This is a genomic window from Janibacter massiliensis (genome assembly GCF_900289115.1).
GTDB lineage: Bacteria > Actinomycetota > Actinomycetes > Actinomycetales > Dermatophilaceae > Janibacter_A > Janibacter_A massiliensis.
The window spans coordinates 313,407-336,839 of sequence record NZ_LT985196.1; the positions used below are offsets into that span (position 1 = coordinate 313,407).

At 72.6% G+C, this 23,433-nt stretch carries 26 protein-coding genes; 10 read left to right on the top strand and 16 right to left on the bottom strand.

Annotated elements, in window-relative coordinates; genetic code table 11:
* Positions 1–129: 129 nt before the first annotated feature.
* The 11 genes from DAA34_RS01550 to DAA34_RS01600 all read right to left on the bottom strand — a co-directional run bounded on the left by DAA34_RS01550 (position 130) and on the right by DAA34_RS01600 (position 9,092).
* A complete protein-coding gene (locus tag DAA34_RS01550) occupies positions 130–384 on the bottom strand; it encodes a glutaredoxin family protein (protein ID WP_234354058.1) in 255 nt (84 codons plus the stop codon).
* 23 nt (positions 385–407) lie between these two features.
* Positions 408–1,736: a lysophospholipid acyltransferase family protein gene (locus DAA34_RS01555; protein ID WP_106817326.1), complete on the bottom strand. Its 1,329-nt coding sequence runs from the start codon at positions 1,734–1,736 to the stop codon at positions 408–410.
* Entirely contained in the window at positions 1,736–2,800 is a 1,065-nt protein-coding gene (locus DAA34_RS01560) for an NAD-dependent epimerase/dehydratase family protein (RefSeq protein WP_106817327.1), read from the bottom strand. Before DAA34_RS01560 ends, DAA34_RS01555 begins: the two co-directional genes overlap by 1 nt.
* Positions 2,801–2,989: 189 nt before the next feature.
* Positions 2,990–3,088 carry a 30S ribosomal protein bS22 gene (locus tag DAA34_RS01565; protein WP_003792170.1) on the bottom strand — a complete coding sequence of 33 codons (99 nt, stop codon included), beginning with the start codon at positions 3,086–3,088 and terminating at the stop codon, positions 2,990–2,992.
* Positions 3,089–3,198: 110 nt separating this feature from the next.
* The gene (locus tag DAA34_RS01570; RefSeq protein ID WP_106817328.1) at positions 3,199–3,399 is read right to left on the bottom strand and encodes a helix-turn-helix domain-containing protein; all 201 of its coding nucleotides are present in this window, start codon (positions 3,397–3,399) and stop codon (positions 3,199–3,201) included.
* Positions 3,400–3,577: 178 nt separating this feature from the next.
* A complete protein-coding gene (locus DAA34_RS01575) occupies positions 3,578–4,771 on the bottom strand; it encodes an acetoin utilization protein AcuC (protein ID WP_106817329.1) in 1,194 nt (397 codons plus the stop codon).
* A gap of 81 nt (positions 4,772–4,852) precedes the next feature.
* Complete coding sequence (locus tag DAA34_RS01580) at positions 4,853–5,404, bottom strand: GNAT family N-acetyltransferase (protein WP_106817330.1); 552 nt, start codon at positions 5,402–5,404, stop codon at positions 4,853–4,855.
* A 101-nt stretch (positions 5,405–5,505) separates the two neighbouring features.
* Positions 5,506–6,324, bottom strand: a complete 819-nt coding sequence (proC, locus tag DAA34_RS01585; RefSeq protein WP_106817331.1) for a pyrroline-5-carboxylate reductase — start codon at positions 6,322–6,324, stop codon at positions 5,506–5,508.
* 8 nt (positions 6,325–6,332) lie between these two features.
* Positions 6,333–7,181 carry a proline dehydrogenase family protein gene (locus DAA34_RS01590; protein ID WP_106817332.1) on the bottom strand — a complete coding sequence of 283 codons (849 nt, stop codon included), beginning with the start codon at positions 7,179–7,181 and terminating at the stop codon, positions 6,333–6,335.
* Positions 7,182–7,263: 82 nt separating this feature from the next.
* Positions 7,264–8,097, bottom strand: a complete 834-nt coding sequence (locus DAA34_RS01595) for a sugar phosphate isomerase/epimerase family protein (RefSeq protein ID WP_106817333.1) — start codon at positions 8,095–8,097, stop codon at positions 7,264–7,266.
* A 59-nt stretch (positions 8,098–8,156) separates the two neighbouring features.
* Complete coding sequence (locus DAA34_RS01600; protein ID WP_106817334.1) at positions 8,157–9,092, bottom strand: Ppx/GppA phosphatase family protein; 936 nt, start codon at positions 9,090–9,092, stop codon at positions 8,157–8,159.
* Between the two features lie 46 nt (positions 9,093–9,138).
* Here DAA34_RS01600 and DAA34_RS01605 point away from each other — a divergent pair, with 46 nt between their 5' ends.
* From DAA34_RS01605 to DAA34_RS01630, 6 genes are all read left to right on the top strand, one after another.
* Entirely contained in the window at positions 9,139–9,927 is a 789-nt protein-coding gene (locus DAA34_RS01605) for a hypothetical protein (RefSeq protein ID WP_106817335.1), read from the top strand.
* Between the two features lie 197 nt (positions 9,928–10,124).
* A complete protein-coding gene (locus tag DAA34_RS12045; RefSeq protein WP_158707549.1) occupies positions 10,125–11,012 on the top strand; it encodes a type IV toxin-antitoxin system AbiEi family antitoxin domain-containing protein in 888 nt (295 codons plus the stop codon).
* Positions 11,013–11,022: 10 nt separating this feature from the next.
* Positions 11,023–11,478: a MaoC family dehydratase gene (locus tag DAA34_RS01615; RefSeq protein ID WP_106817336.1), complete on the top strand. Its 456-nt coding sequence runs from the start codon at positions 11,023–11,025 to the stop codon at positions 11,476–11,478.
* Between the two features lie 116 nt (positions 11,479–11,594).
* Positions 11,595–12,971, top strand: coding sequence for a DNA repair protein RadA (gene radA, locus DAA34_RS01620; protein WP_106817337.1), 1,377 nt, complete (start codon positions 11,595–11,597; stop codon positions 12,969–12,971).
* A gap of 63 nt (positions 12,972–13,034) precedes the next feature.
* Complete coding sequence (disA, locus tag DAA34_RS01625) at positions 13,035–14,102, top strand: DNA integrity scanning diadenylate cyclase DisA (RefSeq protein ID WP_106817338.1); 1,068 nt, start codon at positions 13,035–13,037, stop codon at positions 14,100–14,102.
* 155 nt (positions 14,103–14,257) lie between these two features.
* Positions 14,258–15,040, top strand: a complete 783-nt coding sequence (locus DAA34_RS01630; protein ID WP_199847392.1) for an HhH-GPD family protein — start codon at positions 14,258–14,260, stop codon at positions 15,038–15,040.
* Positions 15,041–15,047: 7 nt separating this feature from the next.
* Here the strand turns inward: DAA34_RS01630 and DAA34_RS01635 are convergent, their stop codons facing one another.
* Entirely contained in the window at positions 15,048–15,554 is a 507-nt protein-coding gene (locus DAA34_RS01635) for an amino-acid N-acetyltransferase (RefSeq protein ID WP_106817340.1), read from the bottom strand.
* A gap of 109 nt (positions 15,555–15,663) precedes the next feature.
* Between DAA34_RS01635 and DAA34_RS01640 the strand changes: the two genes are divergently transcribed.
* Both DAA34_RS01640 and DAA34_RS01645 read left to right on the top strand, forming a co-directional pair.
* The gene (locus DAA34_RS01640) at positions 15,664–16,029 is read left to right on the top strand and encodes an ArsR/SmtB family transcription factor (RefSeq protein WP_407656993.1); all 366 of its coding nucleotides are present in this window, start codon (positions 15,664–15,666) and stop codon (positions 16,027–16,029) included.
* A gap of 2 nt (positions 16,030–16,031) precedes the next feature.
* Complete coding sequence (locus tag DAA34_RS01645) at positions 16,032–16,532, top strand: SRPBCC family protein (RefSeq protein ID WP_234354059.1); 501 nt, start codon at positions 16,032–16,034, stop codon at positions 16,530–16,532.
* 122 nt (positions 16,533–16,654) lie between these two features.
* Here the strand turns inward: DAA34_RS01645 and DAA34_RS01650 are convergent, their stop codons facing one another.
* From DAA34_RS01650 to ku, 3 genes are all read right to left on the bottom strand, one after another.
* Positions 16,655–19,171, bottom strand: coding sequence for an ATP-dependent Clp protease ATP-binding subunit (locus tag DAA34_RS01650; RefSeq protein WP_106817343.1), 2,517 nt, complete (start codon positions 19,169–19,171; stop codon positions 16,655–16,657).
* Between the two features lie 185 nt (positions 19,172–19,356).
* Positions 19,357–20,199 (bottom strand): Fpg/Nei family DNA glycosylase, encoded by an 843-nt coding sequence (locus DAA34_RS01655; protein WP_106817344.1) that lies wholly within the window; start codon positions 20,197–20,199, stop codon positions 19,357–19,359.
* A gap of 22 nt (positions 20,200–20,221) precedes the next feature.
* Positions 20,222–21,193 (bottom strand): non-homologous end joining protein Ku, encoded by a 972-nt coding sequence (ku, locus tag DAA34_RS01660; RefSeq protein ID WP_106819651.1) that lies wholly within the window; start codon positions 21,191–21,193, stop codon positions 20,222–20,224.
* 82 nt (positions 21,194–21,275) lie between these two features.
* Between ku and ligD (DAA34_RS01665) the strand changes: the two genes are divergently transcribed.
* Both ligD (DAA34_RS01665) and ligD (DAA34_RS01670) read left to right on the top strand, forming a co-directional pair.
* Positions 21,276–22,238, top strand: a complete 963-nt coding sequence (gene ligD / locus DAA34_RS01665) for a non-homologous end-joining DNA ligase (protein ID WP_234354060.1) — start codon at positions 21,276–21,278, stop codon at positions 22,236–22,238.
* Between the two features lie 11 nt (positions 22,239–22,249).
* A complete protein-coding gene (ligD, locus tag DAA34_RS01670) occupies positions 22,250–23,131 on the top strand; it encodes a non-homologous end-joining DNA ligase (RefSeq protein WP_106817345.1) in 882 nt (293 codons plus the stop codon).
* Here the strand turns inward: ligD (DAA34_RS01670) and DAA34_RS01675 are convergent.
* Positions 23,128–23,418, bottom strand: a complete 291-nt coding sequence (locus tag DAA34_RS01675) for a hypothetical protein (protein WP_106817346.1) — start codon at positions 23,416–23,418, stop codon at positions 23,128–23,130. The two genes, ligD (DAA34_RS01670) and DAA34_RS01675, sit on opposite strands and share 4 nt — an antisense overlap.
* Positions 23,419–23,433 lie beyond the last annotated feature (15 nt).

The following is a 23,433-nucleotide window of genomic DNA, read 5'->3' on the forward strand; positions in this document are numbered from 1 at the left end:
CTCTCGGCGCGCCGCACGGACTGACCGGGCTGGGAGGGCGCGGGATCGGGCGTCTTCCTCGAGGGCTGCAACCGGTCGCTCGCGCGGCGCTCAGGTGACGATATCGCTTCAGCGAACGAATGCACAAAGTCACAAGGGCCACAGGCGTCTGCGGCGCCCCAGCGCGCGCCGCAGGATCCGGGGGTCGAGCTCCCAGTGCGCGACCTCGATCCCGTCGACGAGGACGACCGGCACGAGGTCGGTCCACCGGGCCAGCAGGTCCGGGTCACCCTGCCGGTCGAGGTCGATGACGACCCACCCCGTGCCGCGCTCGCAGCAGACCTCGGCGACCGTCTCCTCGACGACCGCGCACAGGTGGCACCCCTCACGGGTGAGGAGCTCCACCCGCGGACGCTCGCCCCGGCGGCTCAGAAGAACACGCTCCGGCGGGCCATGAGCAGGGAGTAGAGGGTCTGCTGGATCGTCTCGCGGACCTGGTCGGTGAGGTCGAAGACGAGCATCGGGTCGTCGGCGGCCGCCGGCCCGAGGGAGGCGGTGTCCACCGGCTCGCCGAACTCGATGATCCACTTGCTCGGCAGGGGGATCATCCCGAGGGGGCCGAGCAGGGGGAACGTCGGGGTGACCGGGGCGTAGGGCAGCCCCGCGATCCGGGCGACCGTCTTGAGGTTGCCGATCATCGGGTAGGCCTCCTCGGCGCCGACGACCGAGCACGGCACGATCGGCACCTGGCTACGCAGGGCGGCCGAGACGAACCCCCCGCGGCCGAACCGCTGGAGCTTGTAGCGCTCGCTGAACGGCTTGCCGACGCCCTTGAAGCCCTCGGGCCACACGCCGACGAGGTGACCGCCGGACAGGAGGCGGGTCGCGTCGGGGTTCGTCGCGAGCGTCGCGCCGGTCTTGCGCGCGACGTCCGACAGCACCGGGGTGCGGAACACGAGGTCCGCCCCGAGCATCCGCAGGAAGCGGTGGTTCGGCGTCTCGTCGTGGACGGCCAGCTGCGTCATGAGGGAGTCGATCGCGACGGTGCCGGAGTGGTTGCTCACGATGAGCGCGCCGCTGTCGGCGGGGATGTTCTCGATGCCGCGGACCTCGACCCGGAACCAGTGCCGGTAGAGCAGGCGGAGCAACGGGAAGTACGCGTGCGTCGTGAAGTTCTCGTCGAAGCCGAACTCGTCGACCTCGTACCGGCCCGAGATCCGCCGACGGAGGTAGCCGGCGAGCTCGGCGAGCCGGTCCTCGAGGTCCTCCCCCTCCTCGCCGGCCAGGCGGGAGGCGAGCTGTCCGGCCAGGAGCCCGAGCTGGGCCAGCTGGGCCGCGCCCGGGACGACCGCCGTCCCGCCGGAGACCGGACCGTCCGGGATCGACTCGGACTCCTCGACGATCCGCAGAGCCGGCCGCTGCGCGGTGTCGGGGGCGGGCACGACCTCGGGCTCGACGCCGACCGTTGCCCCGACGGGCCGAGGGGCGTCCACCTCCGGCAGGAGCGGCGTGCGGTGGCGACGCGCGCGCTCGCCCCCGGCCCGCTCGGCCGCCGCGGCCACCGACGCACGCTTCGGGCGCGCGGAAGTCGTCGCGGCGGGCTTCTTCGCGGTCGTCTTCGTCGCGGTGGTCTTCTTCGTGGTCGTCTTCGTCGTCGCGGTCGTCTTCTTGGCCGCCGTCTTCGTGGTCGCCGCCTTCTTCGCGGTCGTCTTCTTGACCGCCGCCTTCTTGGCCGCCGCCTTCGTCGGTTCTGCCATCACGCCTCGCTCCCGCGCAGTCCGAGGCGGCGGCGCACGGTGCTCGTCGCGGCACCGACCACCGCCTGGGTCGTCGTCATCGTCGCCCCCGCGAGCAGGGCGGCCCGCTGGACGGGCCGCACGACGTGGGCGGCGAAGTCCTCGAACGCCTCACGGGTCGTGTACGCGGGCTCGAAACCGAGCACCTCCCGCATCCGCGTCGTGTCGATGCCCCGCCCGTAGGCGAGCAGCTGCATCTGGTCGGGCGAGTACCCGATGAGACCGAGGCGGCGCGCCCAGCCGACCACCGCGCCCGTCGTCATCTGGGGAACCGTGACGAACGGCCGGCCCGCGAGGTTCGCCGCCTGGCTGGCGGTGATCACCCCGTCACCGGCGACGTTGATCGCGCCGGTCGCGTCACCGGTCGTCGCGACGACCATCGCGGCCACGAGGTCGTCCTCGTGGACGAACTGGAGACGGGCGTCGAAGCCGAACGGGATCGGCACGACCGGCATGCTGAAGTAGTCCGTCATCGCGGTGCGCACGCTCGGGCCCAGGACGTTGGCGAAGCGGAGCACCACGACGTCGACGTCCGGCCGCCGGCGGGAGAAGCCGCGGACGTACCCCTCGACCTCGACCGAGTCCTTCGCCCAGCCGCCACGCGGGAGGACCTTCGCGTCCATGTCCTCGGTGAACATGGCCGGGTCGCGCGGGCTCGATCCGTACACGCCGGCCGTCGACTTCACGACCAGCCGCTGCACGGACGGCGCCTTCTGGCACGCGGCGAGAAGCTGCATCGTGCCGATGACGTTGATCTCCTTCTGCACGACCCGCCCGCCGGTCTGCAGCGGCGTCGCGACGACGTTCATGTGGACGACCGTGTCGACGTCGTTCGCGGCGATGATCCGACCGATCATCGGGCTGCGGATGTCCGCTCGGACGAACTCGGCCCGCCCGATCGCGTGCCGGGGCGGGACGACGTCGACCGCGATGATCCGCGTGATCGACTCATGGCGCGAGAGAGCGCGCGCGAAGGCTCCGCCGAGGTGCTGGGACACCCCGGTGAGGAGGACGACGTCTCCCATGGGCACCGCCTTCACGCGAGGACGCGGTCTCGATCGGATGATGCGACCCGAGAGTAACCACGCGGGCGGGTCCGGAGCGCCCTCCTGCGCGAGACTCGCGACACATCTGTGACCACCGGGGCGCCCGAGGGGCCCCGCCGGCGTCGGCAGGGCCCCTCGCGCACGGCCCCGGTCAGGCGGGGCGGCGGGTCACTTCTTGTTGCGGCGCTGGTGGCGGGTCTTGCGCAGCAGCTTGCGGTGCTTCTTCTTCGCCATGCGCTTGCGCCGCTTCTTGATGACAGAACCCATGCGTGTCCCTCGATCGTTCGGTGGTGGTCCGGGCTGCGCCGCCGGTGCCGGCGACGAAGGTCAGACCGGCAATCGTACTCGCGGACCGCGACGGGGCCGAATCCGACCGCTCAGGCAGTCTCGACGAACGAGCCGCGCAGGTACTGGTGGACGGCGTCCTCGGGGACCCGGAAGGACCGCCCGACCCGGACGGCGGGCAGCTCTCCGGCGTGGACCATCCGGTACACCGTCATCTTCGAGACACGCATGATCGAGGCGACCTCCGCGACCGTGAGGAACTTGACCTCGGCGAGCTGACGCTCCTGCGACATGGACGACCTCGGGCTTCTACCTGCGTGCAGCCCGGACGGTCCGCCGGTGGACTTCTGCATGCGTGCAGGCGCAACCATAGGGGTTCCTGTGACGGCTGGGAAGTCGAACGGAGGAAACGATCAGGTCACGTCCAGCCGACACGCCGGTAACGCCGAAAGTGATCCGCTGGGGCGTCGATCAACCGAAGTACGGGTCCATGCCGTGGAGCGGGAAGACGCTCTGGCGCGTCGCCATGATGGCCCGGTCGACCTCGCTGTGCGGGTTGTACCCCATCTCCCACGGCTGGACCCAGATCGGCCACTCCCCCGGCGGCAGGTCGCCCATCCGGGTGGGCGCGTCCTGGTCCGTGAGCTCGTGGACCTGGTCGCGCCAGGCCTGAGGGGTCGGGGTCGAGACGTGGATCGGCTCGTGCCGGCTGCCGGCCCCGAGGTGGGCCCAGCTCCGCGGGACTCCCTGGACGACCTCGTCCCCGCCGCCACCGACGGCGATCCACCGGCCGCCCGCGGCCTCGTGCGCCAGCCGGTGCAGCACGTCCATGGCGTACCGCTGCGCGTCGACGGAGATCGCGAGATGGGCGAGCGGGTCGTCCATGTGGCTGTCGCAGCCGTGCTGGGTGACGAGGACCTGCGGGGCGAAGTCGCGCACGACCTGCCCGACCGTCGACTGGATCGCGCGCAGCCACTGGCTGTCGGTCGTCCCCGGCGGCAGCGCGACGTTGAGCGCGGTGCCCTCGGCGCCGGCGCCGCCGATGTCCCCCGGCCAGCCCGTGCCGGGAAAGAGGGTCCGGCCGTTCTGGTGGACCGAACAGGTGAGGACGCGGGGGTCGTCCCAGAAGATCTTCTCGACGCCGTCCCCGTGATGGACGTCGACGTCGACGTACGCGACCCGCTCGACTCCCTGGTCGAGGAGCCACTGGATGCCGATGGCGACGTCGTTGTAGACGCAGAATCCCGACGCCCTGTCGGGCATCGCGTGGTGCATGCCGCCGGTGAAGTTCACCGCGTGCTCGGTCGCGCCGGTCCACACCCGCTCCGCGGCTATCCGGGTGCCGGCGGCCAAGCGCGCCGACGCCTCGTGCATCCCACGGAACACCGGGACGTCCTCGGTCCCCAGCCCGCGAGCGGGGTCGGCGCCGTGCTCGGGGTCCTCCGAGGCCCGGCGTACCGCCGCGATGTAGTCGCGGTCGTGGACGGTCGCGAGGAGGTCGTCGTCGGCGACGCCCGGGTCGATCACCTCGATGCCGTCGAAGACGCCGAACGACTCGCAGAGCCGGGCGGTGAGGTCGATCCGGATGGGCGCCATGGGATGGCCGTCGCCGAAGTCGTACCGGGTGAACTCCGGTCCCCAGATGACGCAGGTGCGGGCGGGCATGCGCGTCACGCTACTCCGGGAGCCGGCCCGGCAGGTGTCTCCGACGCGTGCGTCGCCCGGGCGCGGTGGTGCCCGGGCGCGTCAGCCGAGCGCGAGGACGAAGCGCGACTCCTCCTCGCCCTCGATCTGCTCGTCGCCCGGGACCGGGGCGTCGCCGCCCATGGCGCGTCGGTCGTCGGTCGGCCGGAAGCCGAACGAGCTGGCGAACGCGACGGCCCGTCCGTTGTCCGTGCCGACCCAGTACGAGAGCTGGCGCATGCCGTCGGCGAGCGCCCGCTGGGCGCCCTCACGGACGAGGGCGGCGGCCACGGACCGACCACGCCACTCCGGAGTCACCCACAGGCCGAAGAGCTCGCCGGTGGCCGGCTCGTCGTCGGTCGAGTCGTCCCCGACGGAGACGACCCCGACGACCTGCCCGTCGACCTCGGCGAGGAGGCGGCGGGAGCGGTTCATCCGGGAGCGCCAGAACTCCTCGTCGTACTCGGCCTCGTCCTCGAGGTCGGCGGCGAAGGCCTCGGGCGATTCCTTGAGAGCGCGCAGCCGGACCTCGCGGTACGTCGCCCACTCGTCCTCGGCGAGCGTGCGCACCTCGATCACTGGCCGTCCCTGCTCGGCGGTGTCGTTCTCGGACATACGGTCACTGTCCCACGTCGGGGGGTGAGGTGGCACGTCCGGGGAGCCTCGGTCACCGAGAGTTCACGCCGCTGTGAGCCGTCTCACGCGGCGGGCGCCGATCAGTCCTCGTTGGCGGCGGCGATCTCCTCCGACCGGTCGACGTTGGCGCGCATCGCGGTGAGGAAAGCGGCATTGAGACCGTACTCCTCGAGCTCGCGCAGGGCGGCCGCGGTGGTGCCGCCCGGCGAGGTCACCTGCTCGCGCAGGATCGTCGGGTGCTCGCCGGTCTCCTCGAGCATCGCCGCCGCGCCGCGGAGGGTCTGCACGGCCAGGCGGGTCGCGGTCGGCCGGGGCAGCCCGAGGAGGACACCGCCGTCGACGAGGGCCTCGACGACCGCGAAGACGTACGCCGGGCCGGACCCCGACAGCGCCGTGACGGCGTTCAGCTGGGCCTCGGGGACCTCGACGACCAGGCCGGTGCCGGCGAGCAGGTCGGCGACGGTGGCGGCGTGCTCGGCCGTCGCGTGGGCGCCGCGACTCGTCGCCGCGGCACCGGCACCGACGAGCGCCGGGGTGTTCGGCATGACCCGGACGACGGGGGTGCCCGCGGGCAGGTCCCGCTCGAGGGTGTCGGTCGTGAGGCCGGCGACGACGGACACGACGAGCGCGCCGTCGCTCAGATGGGGGGCCAGTGCGCGCAGGACGCCCGGGGCGTGGTGCGGCTTGACGGCGACGACGTGGATGGCGGCCGCAGCGACGTCGGCGAGCGCGTCGGGGCCGACCACCGCCACCCCGTACCGCTGCCTCAGGAGGTCGGCGCGCTCCGAGGATGCCTCGACCACGCTTATCTCGTCCGGGCTGCTCGAGCCCCGCAGGATGCCGGCGAGGATCGCCCCGCCCATCATCCCGCCGCCGTGCAGGGCGATCCGTGTGCTCATGGTGCTCCTCAGCTCTCGTCGATGATCGGCGCCGAGCGGGGTCGGACCGAACGCCACACCGCCTGGACGCCCGCCCGGGGGCGCTCGGCCATCCGCTCGCGGACGTAGGGCCGCCACCGCGGACCGTAGGGCACGAGGACCCGCAGCTGCTGACCGGCGTCGGCGATCCGTCGCTGCTCGTCGGCCCGCACCCCGAGCGGGAGGGTGTACTCGAACGTCGCCGGGTCGCGGTCGTGGAGCGCGGCGACGCTGCCGGTGACGTCGATGAGGCGCTGCTGCCACGTCGCCACCGCGAGGTAGCCGGGGGCGGGCACGAGGGCTCGCAGGCAGCGGGCGAACGCGAGATCGATCTCGTTCGGGTCCTGCCAGGCGACCGAGCGCGGGGCGGACTCCGTGCGGCGCAGCAGGCGGACCCGGGCGCCCTGCTCCGCGAGCTCGAGGCAGTCCCGGTCGCTGCGGTGCAGGCTGGCGTCGATCGCGACCCCGATCGTCTCGTGCTCCCGGCGGACCCCCTCGGCGAGGGCGAGCAGGTCGTCGACGTCGCGGTGGCCCACCGGGGAGAGCGTCACCGTCACGTCGGCCCGCGCGGCGTGGCCGACGATCGTCGCGACCTCCTGGACGGTGAGGCCGGCCGCGGACAGCGTGAGGTCGAAGGCGCGCGGACCGGGCAGCGGGTTGGCCGCGAGCGCCGGGAGGGTGCCCATGAGGTGGGCGGCGAAGCGGTCGGTGTCCTCGGCGGTGAGCGGGAGCAGCGCGGTCATCCGGTTCGTCTCACGCAGCCGCGCCGCGACGGCGATCGCGTCGCGGACCTCGGGCCCGGCGACGAAGCGCGCGGCGACGGAGCTCGGGATCGACACGGCCGTCACCCTATGCCGTGACGTCCGGCACCCGCATGGAGAAGGCCCTGGACCGGATGGTCCACGCGGCCTGGTTCCCGGCTCACGACGTGGACCGGGCCAGACCCGCGGCCAGGTGGTCACGGGCGAAGGCGAGGGACTCCGCGAGGGCGGCCTCGCGCCCCGTCCGGTCCTGCCGCCGGGTCCCCACCTCGAGCGCGACCGCACCGGCGTAGCCGCTCTGCGCGATGTGCTCGAGGAACTCCGCGCACGGCTGGTTCCCCCGCCCCGGTGGGAGGTGCTCGTCCTTGAGGGTCGTCGAGCCCGAGCCGTCCGCGAGGTGGACGTGGGCCAGCCGGTCGCCGAGGGCGTGGACCATCGCCATCGCGTCGCTGCGCGCGGTCGCCGTGTGGGACAGGTCCATCGTCACGTGGTCGTACGGCTGCGGCACCGGGTCCCAGTGCGGCAGGTACGCCTGGACGGTGCCGCGCCCGGCCGTCCACGGGAACATGTTCTCGACGGCCAGGCACAACCCGCTGTCGTGCTCACGGGTCGCCACGCCGTCGACGAAGTGCTCGGCGTACGCCTTCTGCCACCGGAAGGGCGGGTGGAGGACGACGACCGTCGCGCCCACCTCCTGGGCGAGCTCGATGGAGCGGTCGACCTTGCCCCACGGGTCGATGCCCATGACGCGCTGCGTGAGCAGGAGGGTCGGTGCGTGGATCGAGTGGACGGGGACGCCGTGCTCCTCGACGAGCTGCCGCAGCCGGGTCGCGTCCTGCGTGGCCGGGTCCGTCCACACCATGACCTCGATGCCGTCGTACCCCAGTCGGGCGGCGAGCGAGAACGCCACCTCCGCACTGGCCGGGTAGACCGAGGCCGTCGAGAGGGTGACGGCGATGTCGGCTCCGGGGATGCCGTGGGCGGGCGCGGGCATGGGATCGAGCGTACGACGGGGGTCGGGCCCACCTCGGGGGCGCGGTCCCGGCCGGTCCCTCAGTCGGGGATGTTCATCCGGTCGAGCCGGCGGAGGATGACGCCCTCGCGCAGCGCCCACGGGCAGATCTCGAGCTCCTCGACGCCCAGGAGGTCCATCGCGGCCTCGGCGACGATCGCACCGGCGAGGCTCTGCGCCGCGCGGGACTCGCTGATCCCCGGCAGCTCGGCGCGCTCGGCGGCGGTGAGGCCGGCGAGCCGGGAGATCGTCGAGCTGACGTCGCTCGCGCGGAGGATCCGCGGGACGTAGGGGCCCTCGCCGCTGGGTGCGGCGCCGTTGAGCCGAGCCAGGGTGCGCATCGTCTTGCTCGTGCCGACGACGTGGTCGACCTTTCCCGCACGGGCGATGTCCCGGATCTCGCTCGCGATCGTCGCCCGGGCGTGCTTGCGGGCGGCCTTGACCTGGGCGGCGTCCGGCGGGTCGCCTGCGAGTAGGTCGCGCGTGACCCGCCCGGCGCCGAGCGGGAGGGAGATGGCGACGTCGGGGTCCTCGTCGATGCCGACGGCGATCTCGAGCGAGCCGCCGCCGATGTCGATGACGAGCAGTCGTCCGCTGCTCCAGCCGAACCACCGGCGGACGGCGAGGAAGGTCAGCCGCGACTCCATCTCGCCCGAGAGCACGCGCAGCTCGACCCCCGTGCGATCACGGACCGCCTCGAGGACCTCGGCACCGTTGGGGGCCTCGCGGATCGCCGACGTGGCGAACGCGACGACCTCCTCGACGCCCCGCTCCTCGGCGACCTCCAAGCACTCGATGACGAACTCTGCGAGCCGGTCACGCCCGCCGTCGGAGATGCGGCCGTCGTCCTCGACGTGCTCGGACAGCCGCAGCTCGATCTTGTGCGAGGTCGCCGGCAGCGGCTGGGCGCCGGGGTGGGCGTCGACGACGAGCAGGTGGACGGTGTTCGACCCGACGTCGATGACTCCCAGGCGCATGATCCCCAAGCGTAGAACGGCGCCGCGGCGTGCGTACTGTGGGCCGGTGACCGAGACCCCCCTCGACGCTCCCCGGACGTGGGTGGAGTTCGCGGATCCGGCAGACGAGGGCCAGCGGTTCCGGTGCGACCTGACGTGGCTGACCTCCCGCTGGACGTGCGTCTTCGGGACCGGTTGCCACGGCATCGATGCCGAGCTGCCCGACTTCGGGTGCTGCGTGCTCGGCGCCCACTTCACCGACGACGACGACGTCGAGCGGGTCGCGGCGGCGGCCGCGGAGCTGGGCCCCGACGAGTGGCAGCTGCGCCCGGAGGGTCGTCTCGCGCGGTCGACGTGGACCGAGAAGGAGGACGGCGCGCGCAAGACGCGGGTCGTCGACGGGGCGTGCATCTTCCTCAACAGACCGGGGTTTCCCGCGGGTGCCGGCTGCGCGCTGCACCAGCACGCCGGGCTCGTCGGCGTCGAGCCGCACACGGTGAAGCCGGACGTCTGCTGGCAGCTGCCGATCCGCCGGACCTACCGGGAGGTCGAGCTGCCCGACGGCACGGAGTACCTCGAGGTGAGCATCGGCGAGTACGACCGACGCGGCTGGGGGCCGGGCGGGCACGACCTCGACTGGTACTGCTCCGGCAGCCCGGATGCGCACGTCGCCGCCGACCCGGTGTACCTGACCGAGGGGCCGGGGCTGATCGAGCTCATGGGCCGGGCAGGGTACGACGTCCTCGTGCAGCACTGCGAGGCGCACCTGGCGCTCGTCGACGCAGCACGCGCCCGGCCCGGCGGGCGGCGTCTGCTGCCGCTGCTGGTGCACCCGGCGACCCTGGCGGCGCGGTAACCCGGTCCCCCGAACCGGGCCTGGGCGGTGCCTGCCCGAATCGCGACGGGTTTGGCGAGCCCCGCCCCGTTCGAACCCGTCGCGCTTCGCCAAACCCGTCGCGGTTTCGACGTCCCCAGGGGCGCGCGCCCCCGCCAGCGATCCACAGCGTCACCGGTCCGCTCGCCCGCCTGCCCCCGGGCGGCGAGCCTGCGGACGTGGACCCACGCCTGACCCCGTTCCTCGACCTCCAACGCGGCCTCGTCCTGCGGCGGCAGGCGGAATCCGTCGGGGTGATGCCGGCCGACCTGGCGCGCCTCGTGCGGACCGGGGAGATCGAGCGCGTGCGCCGCGGCGTCTTTGCGCGCCCGATCGTGGACGACGGGCCCGCGCGGCCCACCCTCGAGCTCGTCCGCCGGGTCCGCGCTGCGCTGATGACCCACCCGCAGGTCATCGCCACGCACCAGTCCGCCGCGGCGCTGCACGGGCTCCCGCTGTTCGACGTCGACCTTTCCGTCGTCGACCTGGCCGGAGCGATCAGCAGCACCACCCGCCGGGGCGACCTGCGTATCCGCCCGATGCCCCCGGGTGGGCCGTACCCGCAGCGGTTCGTCCCGCCTGCGCTCGCCTGTGTGCAGCTCGCCGCGTCCTCGCACGTCGCAGCGGTCGTGGCGATGGACGCCGCACTGAACCGGCGGCTGGTCACGCGCGCCGATCTCGACGCCGCGGCCGGTCTCCTGCCACGGGCCCGCCGCACCCGAGCTGCGGCGGCGGTCGGAGCGACCGACCCCGGGGCGGAGTCGGTCGGCGAGACCCGGACCCGTCTGGCGCTGCGCACCCTTGCCCGGCCGGTGCGATCCCAGGTCGAGCTGCGAGACGCGCGCGGGTTCGTCGGGCGGATCGACCTCATGGTCGAGCACGTCGTGGTCGAGTTCGACGGGGCGGTGAAGTACGAGGGTGCCGAGGGACGCCGCGCGCTGGTCGCGGAGAAGCGGCGAGAGGACCGGATCCGCGCCCTCGGCCATCCGGTCGTGCGAGTCACGTGGGGCGACCTGGCCGACCCCGCGCACTGGCTCGCCCGGGTCCATCGGCTGCTGCGGCGATAGGGTCGGCGGCATGCGGTCCTTCAACGGAATCGACGAGATCGAGGCGGCAGTCGGGGAGGATCTCGGCGCGAGCGAGTGGCACACGATCACGCAGGAGCAGATCGACGCCTTCGCCGACGCGACCGGCGACCACCAGTGGATCCACGTCGATCCCGAGCGGGCGAAGGACGGCCCGTTCGGCGGGACCATCGCCCACGGTTACCTCACGCTCAGCCTCGTGCCGTCGATGGTCTGGCAGGTGTACGAGCTCACCGGTGTCTCCGCGGCCCTCAACTACGGCTCGAACAAGGTGCGTTTTCCCACGCCCGTCCCGGTCGGGTCCCGCGTCCGCGGGCACGTCACCATCAGCGGCGTCGAGCGCAACGCCCGTGGCGCGAACCTGCTGACCACGGTCACGGTCGAGCTCGAGGGCGCGGCCAAGCCGGCCTGCGTGGCCGAGACGGTCACGGTGGTCATCGCGGGCTGACCGCCGGCTCGCCTCGGCCGGGCGTCAGTGCGGTTCGTCCGGCCTCGTCCTCCGGCGCGCGAGGGGCGGTCTCGACGCGCGCGGCGTTGTCGCACCCCTGACCTAGCCTCCTGCGCATGGCGACGAAGACCACCCGCTCCGGGTACCGCTGCACCGAGTGCGGGTGGACGAGTGTGAAGTGGGTCGGTCGCTGCGGCGAGTGCCAGGCGTGGGGGACGGTCGTCGAGGCGGGCGGACCCACCGTCGCTCGCACGGCACCGGCACGGCACGTCGCCACCCCCGCTGTGCCGATCGCACAGATCGACGGCGCCCGGGCGCAGGCCCGCCCGACCGGCGTCGGGGAGTTCGACCGTGTCCTCGGCGGCGGCCTCGTCGCCGGGGCCGTCGTCCTCGTCGCCGGAGAACCGGGCATCGGCAAGTCGACCCTCCTGCTCGACGTCGCCGCCCGCGCCGCCACCGAGGGCCGCACGGTCCTCTACGTCTCCGGCGAGGAGACGGCCGCCCAGGTCCGGTCGCGCGCCGAACGGATCGGCGCGCTCGCCGACGGCCTCTATCTCGCCTCCGAGCACGACCTCGGCGCCGTCCTCAGGCAGATCGAACGCCTCGCCCCGGACCTCGTCGTCGTCGACTCCGTCCAGACGATCGCCTCGAGCGAGGTCGACGGCTCGCCCGGCAACGTCGGGCAGGTCCGCGAGGTCGCGGCAGCGCTCATCCAGTCCGCAAAGTCCACCGACACCGCGATGCTCCTCGTGGGTCACGTGACGAAGGAAGGCTCGATCGCCGGCCCCCGCGTGCTTGAGCACCTCGTCGACGTCGTCGTCCAGTTCGAGGGCGACCGGCACTCGCGGCTGCGGCTCGTGCGGGCGGTGAAGAACCGCTACGGCCCCACCGACGAGGTCGGCTGCTTCGACCTGTCGGACGCGGGCATCACCGGTCTGGCCGACCCGAGCGGGCTGTTCCTCTCGCAGCGGACGACCCAGGTTCCCGGCACCTGCGTCACCATCACCCTCGAGGGGCGCCGCCCCCTCGTCACCGAGGTGCAGGCCCTCGTCGCACCGTCGCAGATCCCCACTCCACGGCGGGCGACCTCCGGCCTCGACGCGGCACGGGTCTCGATGATCACCGCCGTCCTCGACCGGCGCGCCGGCGCTCCGCTGGGCAAGCACGATATCTACCTCTCGACGGTCGGCGGCGTCCGCGTCACCGAACCCGCCTCCGACCTCGCCGTCGCCCTCGCCCTCGCCTCATCCCTGCGCGACCAGCCGCTGCCGGCCGGGACCGTCGCCCTGGGTGAGGTCGGGCTCGCCGGGGAGGTCCGTCCTGCGACCGGCGTCGCGCGCCGGATCGCCGAGGCCGCGCGGCTCGGATTCACCCGCGCGCTCGTGCCCCCCGGCGTGAGGGGGAGCGAGCCCGTCCCGCACGGGCTCACCGTGGTCGAGGTACCCGACGTGGCCAGCGCGGTCCGCACCTCTTTCGGGGGTCGCGGGAGCTAGGATCACCGCAGGTCACGGGGCGAAGGGGGAATCGCCCGACCTCGCGCGAGAACAGGACAGACGATGAACGACACCGATCTGCTGGAGGCGACGAAGGCCGCCGTCGCGCCCGGGACCGAGCTGCGCGACGGGCTCGAGCGCATCCTGCGCGGCAACACCGGTGCTCTCATCGTCCTCGGCGACGACAAGACGGTGCAGTCCATCAGCACCGGCGGCTTCGAGCTCGACATCCCGTTCTCCGCGACCCGCATGCGGGAGCTGGCGAAGATGGACGGCGCGATCATCCTGGACAAGGACGCCACCCGGATCGTGCGGGCCGCGACCCACCTCGTGCCCGACCCGACGATCGAGACCTCCGAGTCGGGTACGCGGCACCGCACCGCCGAGCGCGTCGCGAAACAGACCGGCTACCCCGTCGTCACCGTCAGCCAGTCGATGCGGATCATCGCCCTCTACGTCGCAGGCGTCCGGCACGTCCTCGAGGGCTCGAGCGCGATCCTCTCCCGCGCTAACCAGGCCCTGCAGACCCTCGAGCGCTACAAGTCCCGGCTGGACGAGGTGACGAGCAACCTCTCCGCCCTCGAGATCGAGGACCTCGTCACCGTCCGTGACGTCGCCAACGTCCTGCAGCGACTCGAGATGGTCCGCCGGATCACCGCCGAGATCAACGGCTACGTCACCGACCTCGGCGTCGACGGCCGGTTGCTGACCCTCCAGCTCGAGGAGCTCACCGCCGGCCCCGGCAACGATATCGAGTGGGTCGTCGAGGACTACCTGCCCGAGGGGTCCACGCTCGAGGTCGCCGACGCCGTCGCCGCCCTCACCCGGCTGTCCGCGACCGAGCTCGTCGACCCGGCCGAGTGCGTGCGGGTGCTCGGGTTCGAGGTCGGCGGTGACGCGCTCGACGCGCCGTGCGTACCTCGCGGCTACCGCCTGCTCAGCCGGGTCCCCCGCCTGCCCGGCGCCATCGTCAGCCGGCTCGTCGAGCACTTCGGGACCCTGCAGGCGCTGCTCGCCGCGAACATCGACGACCTCATGGCCGTCGAGGGCGTCGGGGACGGACGGGCGAAGATCGTCCGCGAGGGCCTGTCCCGGCTCGCCGAGGCCTCGATCCTCGAGCGTTACGTGTGAGGACAGGGGCATCCACCGCGGCAGGGGCCGATGAGTCGAACCCGGCTTCGCACCTGCACGGCCCCGTCCTCGCATGGTTCGACCGGCACGGACGTACCGAGCTCCCGTGGCGTGACCCCGACTGCTCGGCGTGGGGCGTCTTCCTCTCCGAGGTGATGTCCCAGCAGACCCCCCTGCACCGCGTCGAGCCGGTGTGGCGCGAGTGGATGCAGCGGTGGCCGACGCCTGCCGACCTCGCGGCCGACTCCCCCGGCGAGGCCGTGCGCGCCTGGCGTCGGCTCGGCTACCCCCGCCGCGCCCTCCGGCTGCACGAGGCGGCGACGGCGATGGTGCGCGACCACGGCGGTGAGGTCCCGAGGGGTCACGACGAGCTGCTCGCGCTGCCCGGCGTCGGGGCGTACACCGCCGCGGCCGTCTCCTCCTTCACGCACCAGATCCCCGTGCCAGTGGTCGACACCAACGTCCGGCGCGTCCTCGCGCGGGCGGTCACGGGCGCCGAGCACGCCGCCCCGGCCCTCACCGTCGCCGAGTCCCGGCTCGCCGCGGCCTCGATGCCGACCGGCACGACCGACGAGAACATCACTCGGGCCAACCGGTGGAACGTGGCCGTCATGGAGCTCGGCGCGCTGGTGTGCACGGCGCGGGCGCCGAAGTGCGACCGGTGCCCGGTCCTCGACCGCTGCGCGTGGGTGGCCGCCGGGCGCCCGGCCTACGACGGGCCCCCGCGGCGTGGTCAGGCGTGGGCGGGCACCGACCGGCAGGTGCGCGGCCGCATCGTCCAGGCCCTGCGCGAGTCCCCGGACCCGGTGACCCGCGCTGCTCTCGCCTCCACCTGGCCCGACGACGCCACGAAGGTCGACCGGTGCCTCGCGGCGCTCGTCGAGGACGGTCTCGTCGAGCCGACCGACGACGGCGCCGCGTACCGCCTCCCCCGCTGACCCCGGCTCAGAGCTCGAGGAGCATCCGGGAGTTGCCCAGGGTGTTCGGCTTGACCCGCTCGAGATCGAGGAACTCGGCGACACCCTCGTCGTACGAGCGCAGGAGCTCGATGTACACCGCCGGCTCGACGGCCTGCCCCTCGATCTCATGGAAGCCGTGCCGCGAGAAGAAGTCGACCTCGAAGGTCAGGCAGAAGATCCGGCGGACGCCGAGCTCACGCGCGTCGGCGAGCAGCCGTTCGAGGATGACTCCCCCGATCCCCAGCCGCAGGTGCTCCTCCGACACGGCCAGGGTGCGGACCTCTGCGAGGTCCTCCCACATGACGTGCAGCGCCCCGCAGCCGACGACGACACCGTCGATCTCCGCGACCCGGAACTCCTGCACCGCCTCGTAGTACGTCACGGCCTCCTTGTCGAGGAGGACCCGACGCTCGGACAGCGGCTTGACGAGGGCCCGGATCGCGCGGACGTCCGACGTGCGCGCGCGGCGCACGACGACCTGGGGCTCGCTCATCCCCCCAACCTACGACGCCCGACCCTCTGGCGATACTCAACCGAACAGTTGACGGTTAGCTGCACCCCGGCTACCGTGAAGATCAACCACACAGTTGAGGATGATGCCCGTGACCGACGATCGGCTCTCGCTGGCCTTCGCAGCCCTCGCCGACCCGACGCGGCGCGACCTCGTCGCACGCCTCACCATCGGTGGCGCAAGCGTCAGCGAGCTGGCCGCCCCGTACGCGATGAGCCTGCAGGCGGTGAGCAAGCACCTCACCGTGCTCGAGGGCGCCGGGCTCGTAACCCGCCGCAAGGAGGGCCGGCGCACCCTCGTCCACCTCGAGCCCGAGCGCCTCGGCGAAGTGACCGCGTGGGTGGACACCCACCGGCGGCGGGCCGAGGCCCGGATGTCCCGCCTCGCCGCCGTCCTCGCCGACACCGACCCATCGACCCGCACCGACGACACCATCACCGCACCCGAAGGAGAATGACGATGACCGACCGCCTGACCACCGCCCGCATCGAAGGCGACCCCGACGTCCCGATCATCCGCATCACCCGGGACTTCGAGGCCACCCCCGCCCAGCTCTTCGGCGCCCACACCGACCCCGATCTCTACGCCCGATGGGTCGGACGCGATGACCTGTCCACCCGTGTCGAGCACTGGGACGCGCGCCGCGGCGGCAGCTGGCGCTTCGTCAACATCCGCGAGGCCGAGGGCGAGACCGAGGAGTACGCCTTCCGTGGGTGCTTCCACGAGGTCCGCGAGGACCGCATCGTCCAGACGTTCACGTTCGAGGGCATGCCGGACGCCGTCTCGCTCGAGACGCTGACGTTCGAGGACCTCGGCGACGGCTGGACCCGCCTGCACGCGCAGTCGCTCGTCGACTCCTTCGAGGCGCGCGAGGGGATGCTCGCCTCCGGCATGGAGACCGGCATCCAGGAGGGTTACGAGAAGCTCGACGCGCTCTTGGCCGACGACGCGGTCCGATGACCTCCCGGTGGCGCGGCGCCGCTCGACCTGGCATCGTTCCGGGCATCTGACGGCCCCGCTGGCACGACGAGGGGCGGTGACCGGATCGGTCACCGCCCCTCGTTCGTCTGCACGGAACGACGTCAGTCGCTGGACGTGTCGCCCGCCTCGACGAGCGGGATCTCGAGCGCCGAGGTGTTCGGGGCGCCGGCGAACGTGAACGTCGCCTCCTTGCCCTCGCCCTCGACACCGACGGCGACGATCTCCCCCGAGCCGAGCTCGCCGTAGAGGATCTTCTCCGACAGGACGTCCTCGATCTCGCGCTGGATCGTCCGCTTGAGCGGCCGTGCCCCGAGCACGGGGTCGTACCCGCGCTTGGCGAGCAGCGCCTTGGCCTCGGTCGTGAGCTCGATGCCCATGTCCTTGTCCTTCAGGCGCGCGTCGAGCTTGGCGATCTCGAGCTCGACGATCTTCTCGATCTCGGCCGGCGTCAGCTGGGCGAACACGATCGTCTCGTCGACCCGGTTGAGGAACTCCGGCCGGAAGTGCTCCTTGAGCGCCCCGTTCACCTTCGCCTTCATCCGGTCGTACTCCGTCATCGATTCCGCACCGGCCGAGAACCCGAGGACACCCTTGGAGATGTCGCGCGCTCCGAGGTTCGTCGTCATGATGATGACGGTGTTCTTGAAGTCGACGTTGCGACCCTGCGAGTCGGTCAGGCGACCCTCGTCGAGCACCTGGAGAAGGCTGTTGAAGATCTCCGGGTGGGCCTTCTCGACCTCGTCGAAGAGGACGACCGAGAACGGCTTGCGGCGCACCTTCTCCGTGAGCTGACCGCCCTCGTCGTACCCGACGTACCCGGGCGGCGAGCCGAAGAGCCGGCTGACCGTGTGCTTCTCGGCGAACTCGGACATGTCCATCGTGATGAGCGCGTCCTCGTCGCCGAAGAGGAACTCGGCGAGCGCCTTCGCGAGCTCGGTCTTACCCACGCCCGTCGGGCCGGCGAAGATGAACGAACCACCGGGGCGGCGCGGGTCCTTAAGACCGGCACGAGTGCGGCGGATCGCCTGGGAGAGCGCCTTGATCGCCTCGTCGTTGCCGACGACCCGCTTGTGGAGCTCGGCCTCCATGTTGAGCAGCCGGCTGCTCTCCTCCTCGGAGAGCTTGAAGACGGGGATGCCGGTCGAGGCGGCGAGGACCTCGGCGATGACCTCCTCGTCGACGACCGCGGCCACGTCGAGGTCTCCGTTCCTCCACTCCTCCTCGCGCTTCGCCTTCTCCTCGATGAGCGTCTTCTCCTGGTCCCGCAGGCGGGCGGCACCCTCGAAGTCCTGGCTGTCGATCGCCGACTCCTTCTCCTTGCGGACCTCGGCGATGCGCTCGTCCATCGCCTTCAGCTCCGGCGGGGCCGAGAGGCGGCGGATCCGCAGGCGCGCGCCGGCCTCGTCGATGAGGTCGATCGCCTTGTCCGGCAGGAAGCGGTCGTTGACGTAGCGGTCGGCCATCGTCACGGCGCCGACGATCGCGGCGTCGGTGATCGTCACCTTGTGGTGCGCCTCGTAGCGGTCGCGCAGACCCCTGAGCATCTCGATCGCGTGGGCGATCGAGGGCTCGTCGACCTGGATCGGCTGGAACCGGCGCTCGAGCGCGGAGTCCTTCTCGATGTGCTTGCGGTACTCCTCGAGCGTCGTCGCGCCGATCGTCTGGAGCTCGCCGCGGGCGAGCATCGGCTTGAGGATGCTCGCGGCGTCGATCGCACCCTCGGCGGCGCCCGCACCGACAAGGGTGTGGATCTCGTCGATGAAGATGATGATGTCGCCGCGGGTCTTGATCTCCTTGAGGACCTTCTTCAGGCGCTCCTCGAAGTCACCGCGGTACCGGCTGCCGGCCACGAGCGAGCCGAGGTCGAGGGTGTAGACCTGCTTGTCCTTCAGTGGCTCGGGCACGTCCCCGGCGACGATGTCCTGCGCGAGGCCCTCGACGACGGCGGACTTGCCGACGCCGGGCTCACCGATGAGGACCGGGTTGTTCTTCGTCCGGCGCGAGAGGACCTGCATGACGCGCTCGATCTCCTTCTCGCGCCCGATGACCGGGTCGAGCGAGCCGTCGCGGGCGGCCTGGGTGAGGTTGCGGCCGAACTGGTCGAGCACGAGCGAGCCGGCGGGCGTGCCCTCGGCGGCGCCACCGGCGCCGACGCCGGCGGTCGCGCCCTCCTTGCCGCCCTGGTAGCCGGAGATGAGCTGGAGCACCTGCTGGCGCACGCTGCCCAGGTCCGCCCCGAGCTTGACGAGGACCTGCGCGGCCACGCCCTCGCCCTCGCGGATGAGGCCGAGGAGGATGTGCTCGGTGCCGATGTAGTTGTGGCCGAGCTGGAGCGCCTCGCGCAGCGACAGCTCGAGGACCTTCTTCGCGCGCGGCGTGAACGGGATGTGGCCCGAGGGCGCCTGCTGGCCCTGGCCGATGATCTCCTGCACCTGCTCGCGGACCGACTCCAGCGAGATGCCCAGGCCCTCGAGCGCCTTGCTCGCGACACCCTCGCCCTCGTGGATGAGGCCGAGGAGGATGTGCTCGGTCCCGATGTAGTTGTGGTTGAGCAGCCGCGCCTCCTCCTGGGCGAGGACGACGACGCGGCGGGCGCGGTCGGTGAACCTTTCGAACATGCGTGCTCCTCCGTTGGTCGCGGCGCTGCGGCGGACCGAGCGACGTGCCGTCGATGCTAGTCACGGGGTCGGACGTCGCACCGGTGGTGCGGGCCCTGCTCCCGTCCTGCGGGGGTCAACGCCGACCCGGCGGCCCGATGTTCCGCGGCTCCGCACGCCCCGGTTACGCCCCCGGCGAACAGCCGTCAGCGGCGCTGGCAGCGACCGCACCAGAACAGGTTGCGGCCGGCGACGACCGCGGTGCGCACCCGCGACCCGCAGACGAAGCACGCCTCCCCCGTCCGCTTGTAGACGTACGGCACGAGCGGGTCGGGCACGGGGACGGGCTCACCCGCCGCGAGCGCGGCCTCCGCGGCGACGACGTCCTCCTCGACCGTGAGGATCCGGCCCGTCGCGACGCCGATCGGCATGAGCCGCACGAGGTCGTCCCACACCGCCCGCCACCGGTCCTCGCGCAGGGCGGAGCCGGGCTTCGCCGGGTCGAGCCGGTGCCGGAAGAGCACCTCGCTGCGGTAGACGTTCCCCACCCCGGCAAGGACGGCCTGATCCATGATCAGCGGCCCGATCGCCGTCCGGCTGCGGTGCACGCGGTGCCACGCCCGCTCGGGGTCGTTGAGCTCGTCGAGCGGGCGGAGGGGGTCGGGCCCGAGCCGGGCCTGGATCGCCTCCGCCTCCGCGGGGGTGAGCACCTCGCACGCCGTCGCACCGCGCAGCTCGGCGAGCCGGTCGGCGGTGAGCAGCCGCAGGCGGACCTGCCCGACCGGATCGGGCGCCCCCGTCGCGGCGTAGTCACCGGCATGGACGTGGAACTTCCCGTACAGCCCGAGGTGGACGTGGAGGACGAGATCGCCGTCGAACGCGACGAAGAGGTGCTTGCCCCACGCGGACGCACCGCGCCAGGCCCGGCCGTCGAGGAGCGCCGCCCCGTCCTCGAACCGGCCCTGGGGTGACGAGGCCCGCGGCGCGGTCCCGGCGAAGGCGTCGTCGAGATCGTGGGCGAGCCGGTGGAGGGTGTGGCCTTCGGGCATGGGGGTGATCCTCCCCCGGACCTCAGCTCGCCTTCTTCGGGGCCGTCTTCTTGGTCGCTGTCTTCTTGGTCGCCGCCTTCTTCGCGGTCGTCTTCTTCGCCGCCGTCTTCTTCGCGGTCGTCTTCTTCGCGGCAGTCTTCCGGGGTGCCTCGTCGGCGTGGTCGTCCGACTCCCCCGCGTCGTCCGACTCTCCTGCGCCGTCCGGGGCCTCGCCGCGGGCGGCCTTCGCCTTCTCGACCGACTTCGCCAGCGCCGCGAGCAGGTCGACGACCTCCCCGCCGGCTTCCTCGCTCTCGGCCGGGGCTCGCACCTCGCCGCCCTCGAGCTTGGTCTCGACGAGCTCCTTCACAGCCGCCTCGTACTCGTCCTCGTACTCGCTCGGGTCGTAGTCACCCGCGAGCTGCTCGATGAGGACCTTGGCCATCGCCAGCTCCTTGTCGCTGGCGTGGACGTCCTCGTCGAGGTCGCCGAGCTCGTCGGTCGCCCGCACCTCGTCCGGCCACAGCATCGTCTGCAGGACGATCGCGTCCTCGCGCACCCGGAGCACGGCCATCGTCTGCCGCGTGCGGATCGACACCGTCGCGACGGCGATCCGGTCCTCGCCGACGAGCGCGTCGCGCAGCAGGACGTACGCCTTCATCGCCGACTGGTCGGGCTGGAGGTAGTACGTCTTGTCGAAGTAGATCGGGTCGATCTGCTCGCGCGGGACGAACTTCTCGACGGTGATCTCCTTCGAGGAGCGGACCGGCAGCTCCTTGAGGTCCTCGTCGGTGAGGACGACCATCCTCCCGTCCTCGGTCTCGTACCCCTTGGCGATGTCCTCGTAGGCGACCTGCTCGCCGTCGACGGAGCACACCCGCTGGTACTTGATGCGCCCGCCGTCCTCGCGGTGCACCTGGCGGAACTGCACGTCGTGGTTCTCCGTCGCGCTGTACAGGCGGACGGGCACGTTGACGAGCCCGAACGAGACGGCGCCCTTCCAGATCGGTCGCACGGTGCTTCCCTCCGTCGCCGCACCGACCCACGTCGGCGCCCGGAGCCCCATCGTCGCACCCTCGCTGCGGCAGGATGGGTGCATGGCCGACGACGCCCGCCCCGCCGCGGAGCCGATGCTCGCGATCGCGGGCGAGGGGGTGCCCACGGGCCGCGAGTGGGTGCACGAGGTCAAGTGGGACGGGATGCGGCTCCTCGCGGACGTCCACGACGGCGCCGTGCGGCTGCTCTCCCGGTCCGGGCGCGACGTCACCGACACCTTTCCCGAGCTGCGCTCGCTCTGCCGCGTCGCCGACGACGTCCTCCTCGACGGCGAGGTCATCGCGCTGCGGGACGGTGCCCCGTCGTTCGCCGCGCTCGCCGACCGGATGCATGTGCGCGACCGCGGGCGGGCCGAGCGCCTGGCCGCGACCCGCCCCGTGACGTTCATGGTGTTCGACGTCCTGCGGGTCGCGGGGACCGGGGTGACCCACCTGCCGTGGACCGACCGCCGCAGGCTGCTCGAGGCCCTCGACCTCGACGGGCTGCACTGCCAGGTGCCGCAGGTCCACGACGACGGCGCGGCGCTCTTCGAGGCCACCCGGGAGTCCGGGCTCGAGGGAGTCGTCAGCAAGCGGCGCTCCGCGCCCTACCTGCCGGGACGGCGCAGCGGGGACTGGGTGAAGTCGGCCCACCGCCTCACCGTGTCGGCCGTGGTCGGGGGTTGGCGGCCCGAGTCGAACGGCTCGGGACGGATCGGGGCGCTCCTCGTCGGCCAGCCCGACGGGGCGGGCGGCTGGCGCTACGCGGGTCGGGTCGGGTCGGGTGTCTCGGGCGCCGCCGCAGAGCGACTCACGGCCGCGCTCGAGCCGCTGGTGCGCGAGGCCTCCCCGTTCTCCGACGACGTGCCGCGGGTCGATGCCGCCGGCGCGACGTGGGTGACTCCGGAGCTCGTCGTCGAGCTCCGCGCGCTCGGCCACGCCGACTCCGGCAGGCTGCGACAGCCGACCTTCCTCGGGGTCCGGCCTGACCTCACGCCCGGGCGCCTGGCGTCCGGCAGGTCCTGAGCGGAGCGGCCGTGGTCGACCAGCCCGAGGTGACCCGCGCCGTCGTCGACGGACGCACCCTGCGCCTGACGAGCCTGTCGAAGGTCCTCTTCCCCGCGACGGAGACGACCAAGGGCGAGGTCCTCGCGCACTACGCCGCCGTCGCCCCGCTGCTCCTGCCCCACCTGCGCGACCGACCGGTCACCCGGGTCCGCTGGCCGCACGGCGTCGGCTCCGAGGGGTTCTTCGAGAAGAACGTCCCCGCCGGTGCGCCCGACTGGCTCCCGCGCACGCGGATCGACGACGTCACCTACCCCCACGTCGACGACGTCGCGGCCCTCAGCTACCTGGTCAACCTCAACGCGATCGAGCTCCACGTCCCGCAGTGGCGCGTGGACCGGGAGACCGGTGAACGCCGCAACCCCGACCGTCTCGTCATCGACCTCGACCCCGGCACCGGCGCGGGCCTGCTCGAGTGCGCGACCGTCGCCCTCGCGGTCCGGGAGCGCCTCGGCGGCCTGGGGATGGAGCTGCACCCCGTCACGAGCGGCAGCAAGGGCATGCAGCTGTACGCGGCGCTCGGCGGCGACCTCACGAGCGACCAGGTGCGGGACCTGGCCAAGACCCTGGCCGGCGAGCTCGTCGGCTCGATGCCGCAGCTCGTCGTCTCGTCGATGACGAAGTCGATCCGGCCCGGGAAGGTGCTCCTCGACTGGAGCCAGAACGTCGCGGCGAAGACGACGATCACCCCCTACGCGCTGCGCGGACGGGAGCTGCCGTGCGTGGCGACCCCGCGGACGTGGGAGGAGGTCGAGACCGGCGCCGACGGCGGGCGGTTCGAGCAGGTGCTCGTGTGGGACCTGCCGCCGCGGCTCGAGAAGCACGGCGATCTCCTCGCGGATCTCGCGCCCTAGCGGGGGCAGCCGGCGCACTCCGTGCATCCGGGAACCCGCACGAGGAGGCAGCACGTCGGCCGGGCCGGGGGCGGGAGACGTTCGCCGCGGGCCGTGCGGGCGCGGTGCTCGGCGAGCGCCCACGCATCGCGGACGAGGCACCAGCGCCGGTGCGGCCCCATCGGGTGGCGGGCCGGGAACCGATCGAGGAGCCCGGCGAGCGAGTCCTCGTACCGGCGCTCGGCCGACCGGTCACCGGCCAGGGAGCGGGCGATCCACGGCGCGGCGGCCGCGTCGAGCAGGAGCATGAGGACGGTCGTGTC